This is a genomic window from Arthrobacter sp. NtRootA1 (assembly GCF_019976975.1).
GTDB lineage: Bacteria > Actinomycetota > Actinomycetes > Actinomycetales > Micrococcaceae > Arthrobacter > Arthrobacter aromaticivorans.
Genome location: NZ_AP024630.1, coordinates 4,936,725 through 4,948,973 on the forward strand (window position 1 = coordinate 4,936,725; position 12,249 = coordinate 4,948,973).

A 12,249-nucleotide genomic window follows, 5' to 3' on the forward strand; every position below is an offset into this window, starting at 1 on the left:
GATTACTTGACAATCCGGGAAATGAGACGTCATTTGCCCCAATGGGGCCTCCGCATGCTTCCGGCCTGTTAATAGTCGCCCAAACCCTTGCCATGTGGTGGCATCTGGTTTTTACTTGGTGGCAGTCTTCATCAATCGGAGGAACACGTGGAAACCGTCAATCAGCTCCTTGCCTCAATACAGGATGTGGGCCGCGATGCGGTGCGCGGAGGCTACTCCAGGGCCGTTTACTCAACGCCCGAACTGGATCTCAGGCAGTGGTTCATGGAGCAAGCCAAACAACGCGGCCTGGACGTTGAGACAGATCGCAACGGGATCCTCTGGGCCTGGTGGGGCAAGCCCCAGAATGGCGCCCTAGTCACCGGTAGCCACCTCGACTCCGTCCCCGGCGGAGGTGCCTTCGATGGACCCCTTGGCGTCGCTTCCGCGCTGGCCGCCGTCGACATCCTCAAATCCCGCGGAGTTCAGCCGCCGCGTTCACTGGCCATAACGGTCTTCCCGGAAGAAGAAGGGTCCCGCTTTGGCGTGGCCTGTTTGGGTTCCCGACTCCTCACCGGCGCCATCGACGTCGACAAGGCATTGAACCTGCGCGACGCGGACGGAAACACCTTCGGCGACGTTGCCAGAGCCAACGACTTGGACCCCCGGCACATTGGCCCCGACTCTGAGGCCTTGGCCCGGATCGGCGATTTCGTTGAGTTACATGTGGAGCAAGGCAAGGGACTGGGGCAAGGCGGCCCGGCTATTGCGGTTGGAAGTTCGATCCTGGGTCACGGGCGCTGGAAGATCAGCGTCAGCGGCCAAGGAAACCACGCCGGCACCACCCTCATGGCAGACCGCGCCGATCCCATGGTCGCTGCCGCCCAGATCGTTCTGGCTGTCCGCGACACCGCCGCCAAGCAACCGGATGCCCGGGCCACGGTCGGCCGCTTGTCGCCCGTTCCCGGCGGCACCAACGTGATCGCCTCGCGCGTCGATCTTTGGCTTGATGCCCGCCATCCCGACGACGCCGTTACAGCCCGCCTGATCGAAGCCATCTACGGCGCGGCACAGGAAGTCGCCGCAGCTGAAGGATGCACGGCAACTCTCACCGAAGAGTCCTACAGCGACACCGTGCACTTTGACCCGGGGCTGAGCCGACGCATCGGCGGGCTCCTGCCCGGAGCCCCCGTGCTGGCAACCGGCGCAGGGCACGACGCCGGGGTGTTGGCCGGATACGTTCCCTCGGCCATGCTCTTCGTCCGCAATCCCAGCGGAATCTCGCATTCACCCGAAGAATACGTGGCCGACGAAGATGCTTCGGCAGGAACCGTTGCCCTCGCGGATGTACTGGAAGGACTCCTATGAACGCGTTCTGGTGCGAAACCGCCATCGTCAGGGCAGACCACCCGGAAGAAGGCTATCCGGCCTTGGCCGCTGCCTCAGGCGTGCGGATCGAAACGCACAACGGTCGGATCTCCAGCATTACGACTGATACTGAAGCGCAACCCAATGACATGAGACTGAGCGGGATCACCTTCCCGGCCGCTGCCAACGCCCACTCCCACGCCTTCCACAGAGTCCTGCGCGGCCGAACCCATGAAGGCCGCGGAGATTTCTGGGTGTGGCGGGAGCAGATGTACCGGAGCGCATCCGAGCTGACTCCGGAGAAATACGAGAAACTCGCCACTGCTGTCTTTGCTGAAATGGTGGTCACGGGCTTCAGCAGCGTGGCCGAATTCCACTACGTCCACCATCAACCAGACGGCACGCCCTACGCGGAACCCCATGCCATGGAGCTGGCGCTGGCCCGTGCGGCCATGTCCAGCGGGATCCGCCTCACGCTCTTGGACACCTTGTATCTGGCCGGAGGAATCGGTACGCCCCTCAATCCCGAACAGGCAAGGTTCGGGGACCCGGATGTGCACGCCTGGCTCGATCGGTTAAACTCCCTCCGGGCGGTTGTTGCCGAGCAATTTCCTAAGGAACTCGTCAGCGTCGGAGCTGCACTTCACTCCGTCCGGGCTGTCCCCGAGGAGGACCTGAAAGTTGTGGCCAGGCAGCTGCCCGAAGACATCCCCCTTCACATCCACCTCAGTGAACAACCTGCCGAGAACCAGGCATGCCTGGAGGCCTACGGCACCACGCCAGCGGGTCTATTGGAACGCCACGGACTCCTCTCCAGCAGGCTGTCCGCCGTCCATTCCACGCACCTGACGCAGGAAGACATCGCCCTGCTCGGAAACGCAGGCACCACTGTGGTCATGTGCCCCAGTACGGAAGCCGACCTCGCAGACGGGATCGGTCCCGCGCGTGAACTTGCCGGCGCCGGGGCAGCCATTGCTCTGGGCACGGACCAGCATGCGGTGATCGACCCATGGACTGAAATGCGTACGTTGGAACACGGCGAGCGGTTGGGCACAGGACAGCGGGGCAGGTTCTCACCTCAGGAACTCCTGCGGGCCGCAACCGAAGGGGCTGCCCGGTCCATGGCTACGCCCATTGCCGCATCAGGCCTTGAGGTCGGCGCAGTGTGCGATCTCATGGTTATTGATCCGGCATCCACCCGCACCGCCGGGTCCCGACCTTTGCAGATGGCATTCAGCGCAACTTCCAGCGACGTCACCGAAGTCATCATCGCCGGAGAACTGGTGGCCTCCCACGGCGCTCACACGCGGCTCGGCAGGCCGGGCAGCCTTCTGACGGAGGCACTGAAAGAGCTCTCCTAACGTCTTACGCCCACTCCCTAAGGGACTGACGACGGCACGCGAGTTTGAGTCGCGACGCACCTGCCGCCGTCGTGCTTTGCGTTCAAGTAGTGGCTCCAAAGGCCCCCTTTCCCGCCCTAAACAGGCACTCAGCTGAATCCCAGCCTCCAATCAGGGCACATTCGTTAATTTAGTGAATCCACGTCATCTGAATCTCCTTGACTGGAACTTGGCGGATGGGGCGTGCCACACTGTGTAGCGCGTGTGCACCGGCGTCCCCGTCGGAACAGCCGACGACGTCCCGCACCGTGAATCCCACACCACCATTCCCAAGGGAGACCCATGTCCAATCCCAGCACCGAAGGCGTGCCCCCAGTGTCCAGGAAAGTGATCGGCCTGGCCGTCGCTGGGGCGGTGGGCGGCTTCCTGTTCGGCTTCGATTCTTCGGTGGTCAACGGTGCCGTGGATGCCATGAAGGACGAATTCCTGATGAGCGAAGCGGTCACGGGATTTGCTGTCGCCGTCGCGTTGCTGGGGTGCGCGCTGGGTGCGTACCTGGCCGGCAAAGTCGCAGACCGTTACGGCCGCATTCCGGCAATGAAGATCGGTGCCCTCCTTTTCCTGGTGAGCTCCGTAGGTACAGGACTGGCTTTTGGTGTGTGGGACCTGATCTTCTGGCGCTTGGTTGGAGGCTTGGGCATCGGCCTTGCTTCGGTCATCGCCCCGGCCTACATATCCGAGATTTCCCCTCGGCACGTGCGTGGTCGCTTGGCGTCACTTCAGCAGCTCGCCATCACTACCGGTATCTTCGCGGCACTGTTGTCCGACGCCGTCCTGGCCAATTCCGCCGGCAGCGCCGGCAGCACGTTCTGGCTCGGGATGGAAGCTTGGCGCTGGATGTTCATCGCTTGCGCCGTGCCGGCTGCCGTGTACGGCTGGATCGCGTTCCGCTTGCCGGAGTCGCCACACTTCCTGGTGCTCAACGGCAAGGAAGACCAGGCCAGAAACATCTTCGATACCCTCATCCCCAACGACGATACCGAGCGGCACATCCGCGACATCCGCGAGTCCATCCAGCAGGATCAGCTGTCCACCAAGAAGGGTTCGCTGCGCGGCAAGACCTTCGGCCTCCAGGCAGTGGTGTGGATCGGCATCATCCTGTCGGTGCTGCAGCAATTCGTTGGCATCAACGTGATCTTCTACTACTCCACCACGCTGTGGAAAGCGGTTGGATTCCAGGAGAAGGACTCCCTGGCCATCTCGGTTGCCACCTCGGTGACCAACATTTTGGTGACTCTGGTAGCCATCGCGCTGGTGGACCGCATTGGCCGCCGCCCCATCCTGCTGACCGGCTCCATCGGCATGGCCGTTTCGCTCGGCGTCATGGCTTTGGCCTTCTCTTCCGCTGTTGGCGCGGGCTCCGAGATCAGTCTCCCGGGCGCTTGGGGGCCAGTTGCCTTGGTTGCGGCCAACGTCTTCGTGATCAGCTTCGGTGCTTCTTGGGGTCCACTCGTCTGGGTGCTGCTTGGCGAGATCTTCCCATCCCGCATCCGGGCCCGCGCGCTCGGACTGGCGGCAGCTGCGCAGTGGATCGCCAACTTTGCCATCACGCTCAGCTTCCCCATCATGGCGGCGGGTTCGCTGCCCCTGACGTACGCCTTGTACGCGGCGTTTGCTGCGGCGTCGTTCTTCTTTGTGATGTTCAAGGTTCCCGAGACGAACGGCATGTCGCTGGAGCAGGCTGAGACACTCTTCGTTCCCAAGGGCGCGCCGGTGGCACCGCTGTCACCTCAGCCCAAGTAAGTCGCATTAGTGCGCGTTTTGAACGCTCAAAACGCGCACTGCTGCTACGTAGTTGGGTGCCTACACCAGGTGCGGTTCGTGCGACTTCAGGTACCCACGGCCACCGAAGGCAACGAGAATCGCGATCACCATGGCAACAGCACCGGCAAAGAAAGGCACCTGCGGCCCAAAGTGCTCACCCAGCTGCGCGGCGGCGAACGGGGCCAGCGCACCACCCATCCACCGCACAAAGTTATAGCCTGCGGATGCGACGGGTCGCGGTGAATCGGAGACGCCCATGGCCAGTTCGGTGTAAATCGTGTTGTTGATGCCCAGCAGGGCACCGGCCACGATCACAAGCACGACGACGGCAGTCACCGAGTGCCCCGCGGCAAGTCCCAGTCCAACCAGATCCAACATGAGCACGAGCAGCGTTCCGGTCAGGACCTTTACAGCGCCGAAACGCTTCTGCAGCACGGGAGCTACGAACACCGAGAACACGGCCACGGCAACGCCCCAACCGAAGAACACTCCCCCGATACCGTATGCGTCCATGCCGAGGATGAACGGCGTGAAGGCGAGGATGGTGAAGAAGCCGTAGTTGTAGAAAAGGGCGCTTGCTGCGGTTGTGCTGAGGCCCTTGTGTCCCAGCGCGAGAAGCGGATCCCGCAGGCGGGACTTCTTTGCCGGGGCGGGTGTTTTGGGAAGCAGGGCCAGCAGGGCGATAAAAGCGGCAGCCATGAGGACCGCGGTCCCAAAGAACGGTGCGCGCCACTGCCACCCACCCAACAATGCCCCAAGGAGCGGGCCCAGCGAGATACCCAGGCCGAGCGCCGCTTCGTAGAGAATGATGGCCGTTCCGGTACCACCACTGGCCACACCAACGATCACGGCAAGCGCGGTGGCGACAAACAGGGCGTTACCCAATCCCCAACCAGCACGGAAACCAACCAACTGCTCAACGCTGCCGGACAGGCCGGACAAGGATGCGAACACCACGATTACGGCCAGCCCGATCAGCAGCGTCTTCTTGCCACCGATGCGCGAGGACACGAAGCCGCTGATCAGCATGGCGATCGCCGTCACCAGGAAGTAGCTGGTGAAGAGCAGGGAAACTTCGCTGGTGGACGCGTCCAGGTTCTTGGCGATCGCAGGAAGAATGGGATCCACGAGCCCGATGCCCATGAACGCGAACACGGCTGCGAGCGCCGTGGCCCACACGGCCTTCGGCTGCTTGAGGAATGAAGCCTTCTCGGCTTCGAGGGTGGTTTCGATGCTTGTTTCGGCGCTTTCTGAAGCGTCAGCCAGCTGGCGTGACATTCAAGGGCTCCTTGTCGGTGCGTTTGGTTTTGGTTAGTTCTGGAATGAGCTGTTGATCTTGCTGATGATGGGGAGAGCCGCGGCGAGTTGCTCGATTTCGGCGGTGCTCAGCTCTTGGAGCATCCCGGCCACCATGGCGTTGCGCCGCTGGTTGGCAGATTCGACGGCGGCGGTCCCGGCTTTGGTGATGACCACCTGGACTGCGCGCGAATCGTCGGGGTCAGCCTGCCGGGTGACCAGGCCGGCGCGCTCGAGCTTGATGATTTGCTCGGTGGCGCTCGGCACCTTGATCCCCAGGTTCTTGGCGATGTCACCCACGCGGAGTCCGCCGTCGGAAATCATGGAGAGCAGGCTGAGCTGCGCTGCGGTGAGTTCACCTTCCGGGTCCAGGCGGCGGAACATGTATACGCCCAAGCGCAATGACTCGCGGAATTGCTGCGCGAGCTCGGTGAGGTTGGGATCGGATGCACGATTCATATTTAGGTAGCCTAATAGTTAGGGTACCTAAGTGTCAAGCGATGCAGCACCCAAGTAAGTCGCATGTGAGCGCGTTTAGAGCCCTGAAAACGCGCACAAATGCGACTCAGTTGGGTTAAAGCGTGAGCTTCATACCCTCATGGCTTGCAACAAAGCCCAATCGCTCATAGAAGCGATGGGCGGCCGCGCGGGACTTGTCGGTGGTCAACTGCACCAGGGAGCATCCCCGCCCACGCGCCTGGTCGATGGCCCACTGGATCATGAGCGCACCCACCCCCTGCCCGCGGAGCGCATCGTCCACGCGGACGGCTTCGATCTGGGCGCGCAAGGATCCCCTGCGCGACAGGCCCGGGAGATAGCTGAGCTGGAAAGTGGCAACAACCTCCCCGTCGAGTTCGCCCACCACCAAAAGGTGGGCGGGGTCGCCGTCGATCATTTCAAAAGCACGCTCGTACGGCGCAAGGTCGTCCAGATTTTCGCGGGTAGCGCCCAACTGGTCATCCATCAGCAGCGCAAGGATTCGCGGCAAATCAGCCTTGGTAGCGCGCCGAAGACTGAAGGTTCCAGAGTCGACGGCGGCAGTCATCAAAGCGGGCGCGGCGGCAGGGTCTGTGGTCACCACCCCAGCATGCCACTTGGACTGGAACTCAGTATTGCTAAGTACCGGTACCTAGTTCTACTATGTAGTGGTAGCTAGTGATACTGAGTAGTGAAGGAGGTGTTCGATGGGCAAGCAAATGACGGAGATGCTCAAAGGCACATTGGAGGGCATCGTACTGGCCCTCCTCACCGGAAAAGCGGCCTACGGGTATGAGATCACCACGCTGCTCCGGGCGCAGGGATTTACCGAGATCGCCGAGGGCACTGTGTACGCACTGCTCGTCAGGATCGAACAAAAGGGGCTGGTGGACGTCGAAAAGCGCCCATCGGAAAAAGGACCACCCCGGAAGGTGTACACGCTCAACGTGCAGGGCAAAAACGAACTGGACGAATTCTGGAACACCTGGAGCTTCTTGTCGGAACGGCTTGAACAGCTCCGCAAGGAAGGAAACTGACATGGCAGCAAAATGGATCGAAATGGTCACCGGATCACTCGAGCAGAAGAAGCAGTACAAGCAGGCCAAGGCACGGCTGGATGCCCTGCCCGAGCCCTATCTCACCGTGGCCACGGCCTTCAACCGGTACCTCATGTACTACGGCGGGGTTACCGAAGGGGACACCATGGTGCAGATGTTCACGGATCTCGCAGATCTTTGGGAACGGGCCGCCATCGACGGAACGCCCGTGAGCGGGATCGTGGGCGAAGATCCGATCGAGTTCGCCGAGGCTTTTGCCCAGGCCTACGGCGGAAAGCGCTGGATCGACAAGGAAAGGGAACGCCTCACCAAGGCAGTAGATAAGGCAAAGGAGGCGGAATCATGACTGCAACAGCCATCCGCGTCCAGGGCATCGAAAAGTCCTACAAGGACCTCCACGTGCTCCGGGGCGTCGACTTTGAAGTAGCGTCGGGCAGCATTTTCGCCCTCCTCGGTTCCAATGGAGCTGGCAAGACCACCATGGTGAAGATCCTGTCCTCCCTGCTGAAAGCGGACGCCGGCACTGCCGCCGTCGAGGGTTTTGATGTTGCCATCGAGTCGCTCCAGGTAAGACAGTCCATCAGCCTAACCGGGCAGTTTGCGGCAGTGGACGAGGTGCTGTCCGGCAAGGAGAACTTGGTCCTTGTGGCCAAACTGCGCCATCTGGAGAACCCTGGCGGGATCGCAGATGAGCTGCTGGCGCAGTTCAACCTCAGCGATGCCGGGTCCCGTAAGGTAGCCACCTACTCCGGCGGCATGCGTCGCCGCCTGGATATCGCCATGAGCCTGGTCGGCAACCCGAAGGTGATCTTCCTGGACGAACCGACCACCGGCCTGGACCCACAGGCGCGCATCGACGTCTGGCAGACCATCAAGGATCTCGCCCGGAACGGCACAACAGTGCTGCTCACCACCCAATACCTCGACGAGGCCGAACATCTCGCCGACCGCATCGCGATCCTGCACAAGGGCACGATCATCCAGAACGGCACGCTCGACGAGCTCAAGCGGCTGCTGCCGCCAGCCGAGATCGAGTACGTCGAGAAGCAGCCCTCACTCGAAGATGTCTTCCTGGCGCTAGTCGGCGAAACGGCTGAAGAGCAGAAAGAACAGGAGGCATCCCGATGAGCACCCACGTCCTCGGCGATACCCGCGTCCTCACCGGCCGCTCGCTGCGCCACATCCTTCGCAGCCCCGATACGATCATCACCACCGCGGTCACGCCGATCGCGCTGATGCTGCTGTTCGTGTACGTGCTTGGCGGCGCGATCAATACCGGATCCGACGAGTCATACATCAACTACATGCTCCCCGGCATCCTGCTGATCACGATTGCCTCCGGCATCGCCTACACCGCCTACCGCCTGTTCCTGGATATGCAGGGCGGCATCTTCGAGCGCTTCCAGTCCATGCCGATCGCGCGGTCGAGCGTGCTATGGGCGCACGTGCTCACCTCGCTCGTGGCCAACCTCGTCTCGGTCGCGATCGTCGTCGGAGTGGCCCTCCTTATGGGGTTCCGCACCGGAGCATCCGTGGGCACCTGGCTTGCAATCGCCGGCATCCTGGTCCTGTTCACGCTCGCCCTGACCTGGCTGGCCGTGATCGCCGGGCTCTCCGCGAAAACCGTCGACGGCGCCAGCGCGTTCAGCTACCCGCTGATCTTCCTGCCGTTCATCAGTTCGGCCTTCGTGCCGACCGCGACGATGCCGGGCCCGGTGGCCTGGTTCGCCGAGAACCAGCCAGTGACCTCGATCGTGAACTCCATCCGCGCGCTGTTCGCGCAGCAGCCGGTGGGCAGCGACATTTGGATTGCGCTGGCCTGGTGCTTCGGCATCTTGGTCCTGGCGTTCGCCTTCGCCATGACCGCATACCGGCGGAAGATCGCCTAGTCGCGCCTTCCCACATCACCGGCTTAAGCTCCCTTTCCGCAAGGGAGCTTTCGCCATGCAGGGCCTAAGCTCGGCTACGAGAGTTCTTCTCCGTCCTGACGGGACGTCCTGTAGCCGTACGTCACGTCCACAGGGGCGAAGACTGCTCACTTATCCTTTGCCCGAGATTTCCTTCGCCGTTCGCCGCAATCTGATAACAGCCAGTCCGAGGACGCTGCCCGCTGCGGCCAAGAAGAAGAACAGCACCAGAAGCGGACCTGACATCCCGGGAAAAAGCGGGTTCCCGCCGGTAAGGAAGATTGATGCCAATAGGCCCGCCATCGACACGCAAAACGCCAGGCCCAGTACTTTCTGCCTGCGATCCTCGCGAGTCATCGGCGATCTATTTGAAGTAGCCATGGATATATTCTATCGTGTCGATCAAACCTAAATTGACAGGTTTGTAAACAACATGGGGGAAATTGTATGAAAGCTCGAAAAATTACTGGAATCCTGTCGGCGGGGCTTCTTGTTGCCGGTGGTATCGCCGGGGCCTCACTAGTGGCGCCGGAAGAAGCGAAGGCGTCGGTGTGTGGTTACTCACAAGAGGTCCGCTCCTACAATTCCATCCTCAGCCTGAGCCTGCTCGGTCAGACCCTGGACCCGTTTGGCGGCCAAAAGGTCGTGTCTGTCTACGGTCATTGCGGTCCCACAAACGTAAAGATCGTCACCGAATCACCCAACGGCAACCGCTACGTGTGCGTGCCCCCGGGTGACAGCTGGCTGGGATTCGTGAACCAGGGTGACAGGATCACTGGCGCCTACTACGTCGGCCTCTGCTAAAGGACAGCTCCCATGATCAAGGTCAACGGTTTCAAGCGCATTTGCGCCGCGATAACGACTGGGGCAGCGCTTGTACTCACCGGGCTGGTAGTCACCGCCGCGCCGGCATCTGCAGCTGTGTGCGGTTTTCAGGGTGTTGTCACTCCGAACATCGGCGGCAACGTAGCCCCATGGGAAGAAGCGATCTATAACCACTGCGGTCCAGGTAACGTCAAGATCAGAGTCCAGTACTACTACGCCGAACGCGACCTGTGCGTGACCCCCGGAGAGACCCGCCTCTATGCGAACCCGAACTTGGGTGGCCTCAACTTTGCGTATTACATTGGCGGATGCTAACCAATGCAAATTAGCCGATTCTCTGTTGGGTGATTAATTCCCGTGCACCTGCAGGCGGTAGTTATTTTTAATCTACTTCTAAATGAAAGCTGATAAGTTTTATCGCTATAAGGGTACTCGTCGCTTGTGGGTCTACCTTGACGCTCGTGCATGTGTGTCCCACCGGTCCGCTATGCCGGTGGGACACGCTTGCAGGCCTTTGCTCAGATGACCCCGGACCTCTGGACACCCCCGGCGTGGTGGTTCATTGCGCCCGACCTCCTCACATGGATGATGGGTGGATCCAGCGCATGCAGACCGATTGGCCATTTGTCAGACATTAGCTATAGCTTTATCGAAGCAGATTTGTAACGGCCGTCACCATTTTGGTGGGCTCTTCGAAGGGTTCTTGAACTAATGTCCGACCAGACGACAAAGGCGCAACTCCACGCCTCCAGCCGGGACAGCGAGCCCCACCTATCACGCTCGCTCAGCAACCGGCACATCCAGCTCCTCGCCATTGGCGGAGCCATCGGCACAGGCCTCTTTATGGGCTCCGGCAAAACCATCTCGGTTGCCGGGCCCTCCGTGATCTTTGTTTACATGATCATCGGCTTCATGCTGTTCTTCGTCATGCGGGCCATGGGTCAACTCCTGTTGTCCAACCTGAACTACAAGTCCTTCAGCGCCTTCGCGGGCGACCTCCTTGGCCCGTGGGCAGGCTTTTTCACGGGCTGGACCTACTGGTTCTGCTGGGTAGTCACGGGTGTTGCGGATGTTATCGCCATTGCCGGCTATGCCAATGAGCTGTGGCCAGGTGTTCAACTGTGGGTCCCGGGAATTGCGACCATCGTCATCCTGCTGCTCCTGAACCTCCCCACCGTGAAGGCATTCGGCGAGACCGAGTTCTGGTTCGCACTCATCAAGATCGTTGCAATCGTCGCGTTGATCGTCGTTGGCCTGGTCATGATCTTCACCGGCTTCCAGTCCAACGCCGGCACAGCCAGCTTCACCAACCTGTGGAGCCATGGCGGGTTCTTCCCCAAGGAATTCATGGGCTTCGTTGCCGGCTTCCAGATCGCCGTCTTCGCATTCGTGGGCATCGAGCTGGTGGGCACCGCCGCAGCCGAAACCAAGAACCCCGAGCACAACCTTCCCCGCGCCATCAACGCCATCCCCCTGCGCGTCATGCTCTTCTACGTAGGCGCCCTCATCATCCTGATGTCCGTCACCCCGTGGACCGAGTTCAAGGCAGGACACAGTCCGTTCATCGCCATGTTTTCCCTGGCAGGCCTGGGCATGGCGGCAACCGTGGTCAATCTCGTGGTGCTCACCTCTGCCATGTCTTCGGCCAACTCGGGCATCTACTCGACATCGCGCATGGTGTTCGGCCTGGCCAACGACGGCGACGCACCCAAGGTCTTCGGCCGGCTCTCCAGCCGCAAAGTACCCCAGAACGCGCTGTTCCTGTCCTGCGTCCTGCTGCTGGCCGGCGTCGTACTCCTCTACGCGGGCAAGGACGTCGGCGCGGCGTTCGACATGGTCACCACGGTGTCCGCGGTCTGCTTCATGTTCGTCTGGTCCATCATCCTTGCCAGCTACCTCGTGTACCGCAAGCGCCGCCCCGAGCAACACGCGGCTTCCCCGTTCAAGATGCCCGGCGGCATTCCGATGGTGTGGGTTGTTTTCGCATTCTTCGCCTTCCTGGTCTGGGCTCTCACCACACAGCCGGACACGCTCACGGCCCTGCTGGTGACGCCCATCTGGTTCGCGATCCTTGGCATCGCCTACGCCGTGGTCCGCAAATCCCCGCTGCATCAGGCGCGCGTGGCCGAGTGGAAGGCGATGGCGGAAGCCGAAACGGCGGCAGTGAGAAAGTAG

Annotated in this window: 14 protein-coding genes; 10 read left to right on the forward strand and 4 right to left on the reverse strand. The window is 61.3% G+C overall.

What is annotated here, in order from left to right:
• Window positions 1-147: 147 nt before the first annotated feature.
• The 3 genes from LDN90_RS22510 to LDN90_RS22520 all read left to right on the forward strand — a co-directional run bounded on the left by LDN90_RS22510 (window position 148) and on the right by LDN90_RS22520 (window position 4,490).
• On the forward strand, window positions 148-1,347 hold the full coding sequence (locus tag LDN90_RS22510) for an allantoate amidohydrolase (RefSeq protein ID WP_223947203.1): 1,200 nt from the start codon (window positions 148-150) through the stop codon (window positions 1,345-1,347).
• The gene (locus tag LDN90_RS22515) at window positions 1,344-2,708 is read left to right on the forward strand and encodes a formimidoylglutamate deiminase (RefSeq protein WP_223947204.1); all 1,365 of its coding nucleotides are present in this window, start codon (window positions 1,344-1,346) and stop codon (window positions 2,706-2,708) included. Before LDN90_RS22510 ends, LDN90_RS22515 begins: the two co-directional genes overlap by 4 nt.
• A gap of 321 nt (window positions 2,709-3,029) precedes the next feature.
• The gene (locus LDN90_RS22520; RefSeq protein WP_223947205.1) at window positions 3,030-4,490 is read left to right on the forward strand and encodes a sugar porter family MFS transporter; all 1,461 of its coding nucleotides are present in this window, start codon (window positions 3,030-3,032) and stop codon (window positions 4,488-4,490) included.
• A 60-nt stretch (window positions 4,491-4,550) separates the two neighbouring features.
• Here LDN90_RS22520 and LDN90_RS22525 read toward each other — a convergent pair whose 3' ends face one another.
• The 3 genes from LDN90_RS22525 to LDN90_RS22535 form a co-directional block, all read right to left on the reverse strand.
• Complete coding sequence (locus LDN90_RS22525; RefSeq protein WP_216926293.1) at window positions 4,551-5,789, reverse strand: MFS transporter; 1,239 nt, start codon at window positions 5,787-5,789, stop codon at window positions 4,551-4,553.
• 33 nt (window positions 5,790-5,822) lie between these two features.
• Window positions 5,823-6,266 (reverse strand): MarR family transcriptional regulator, encoded by a 444-nt coding sequence (locus LDN90_RS22530; protein WP_223947206.1) that lies wholly within the window; start codon window positions 6,264-6,266, stop codon window positions 5,823-5,825.
• A gap of 115 nt (window positions 6,267-6,381) precedes the next feature.
• The gene (locus LDN90_RS22535; protein ID WP_223949363.1) at window positions 6,382-6,852 is read right to left on the reverse strand and encodes a GNAT family N-acetyltransferase; all 471 of its coding nucleotides are present in this window, start codon (window positions 6,850-6,852) and stop codon (window positions 6,382-6,384) included.
• Window positions 6,853-6,991: 139 nt separating this feature from the next.
• Between LDN90_RS22535 and LDN90_RS22540 the strand changes: the two genes are divergently transcribed.
• The 4 genes from LDN90_RS22540 to LDN90_RS22555 are packed head-to-tail and all read left to right on the forward strand — an operon-like array spanning window position 6,992 to window position 9,231.
• On the forward strand, window positions 6,992-7,321 hold the full coding sequence (locus LDN90_RS22540) for a PadR family transcriptional regulator (RefSeq protein WP_223947207.1): 330 nt from the start codon (window positions 6,992-6,994) through the stop codon (window positions 7,319-7,321).
• 1 nt (window position 7,322) lies between these two features.
• A complete protein-coding gene (locus LDN90_RS22545; protein ID WP_223947208.1) occupies window positions 7,323-7,688 on the forward strand; it encodes a DUF1048 domain-containing protein in 366 nt (121 codons plus the stop codon).
• Window positions 7,685-8,470: an ATP-binding cassette domain-containing protein gene (locus LDN90_RS22550; RefSeq protein WP_223947209.1), complete on the forward strand. Its 786-nt coding sequence runs from the start codon at window positions 7,685-7,687 to the stop codon at window positions 8,468-8,470. Before LDN90_RS22545 ends, LDN90_RS22550 begins: the two co-directional genes overlap by 4 nt.
• Window positions 8,467-9,231, forward strand: coding sequence for an ABC transporter permease (locus tag LDN90_RS22555; protein ID WP_216926288.1), 765 nt, complete (start codon window positions 8,467-8,469; stop codon window positions 9,229-9,231). The genes LDN90_RS22550 and LDN90_RS22555 overlap by 4 nt, the downstream gene beginning before the upstream one ends.
• Before the next feature lie 150 nt (window positions 9,232-9,381).
• On the opposite strand, the gene LDN90_RS22560 is transcribed toward LDN90_RS22555, so the two are convergent.
• Window positions 9,382-9,630, reverse strand: coding sequence for a hypothetical protein (locus tag LDN90_RS22560; protein WP_223947210.1), 249 nt, complete (start codon window positions 9,628-9,630; stop codon window positions 9,382-9,384).
• A 66-nt stretch (window positions 9,631-9,696) separates the two neighbouring features.
• Here LDN90_RS22560 and LDN90_RS22565 point away from each other — a divergent pair, with 66 nt between their 5' ends.
• The 3 genes from LDN90_RS22565 (at window position 9,697) to cycA (ending at window position 12,249) form a co-directional block, all read left to right on the forward strand.
• Entirely contained in the window at window positions 9,697-10,053 is a 357-nt protein-coding gene (locus LDN90_RS22565; RefSeq protein WP_223947211.1) for a DUF6355 family natural product biosynthesis protein, read from the forward strand.
• A 12-nt stretch (window positions 10,054-10,065) separates the two neighbouring features.
• Window positions 10,066-10,389 (forward strand): DUF6355 family natural product biosynthesis protein, encoded by a 324-nt coding sequence (locus LDN90_RS22570; RefSeq protein ID WP_223947212.1) that lies wholly within the window; start codon window positions 10,066-10,068, stop codon window positions 10,387-10,389.
• A 396-nt stretch (window positions 10,390-10,785) separates the two neighbouring features.
• Window positions 10,786-12,249, forward strand: a complete 1,464-nt coding sequence (cycA, locus tag LDN90_RS22575; protein ID WP_223947213.1) for a D-serine/D-alanine/glycine transporter — start codon at window positions 10,786-10,788, stop codon at window positions 12,247-12,249.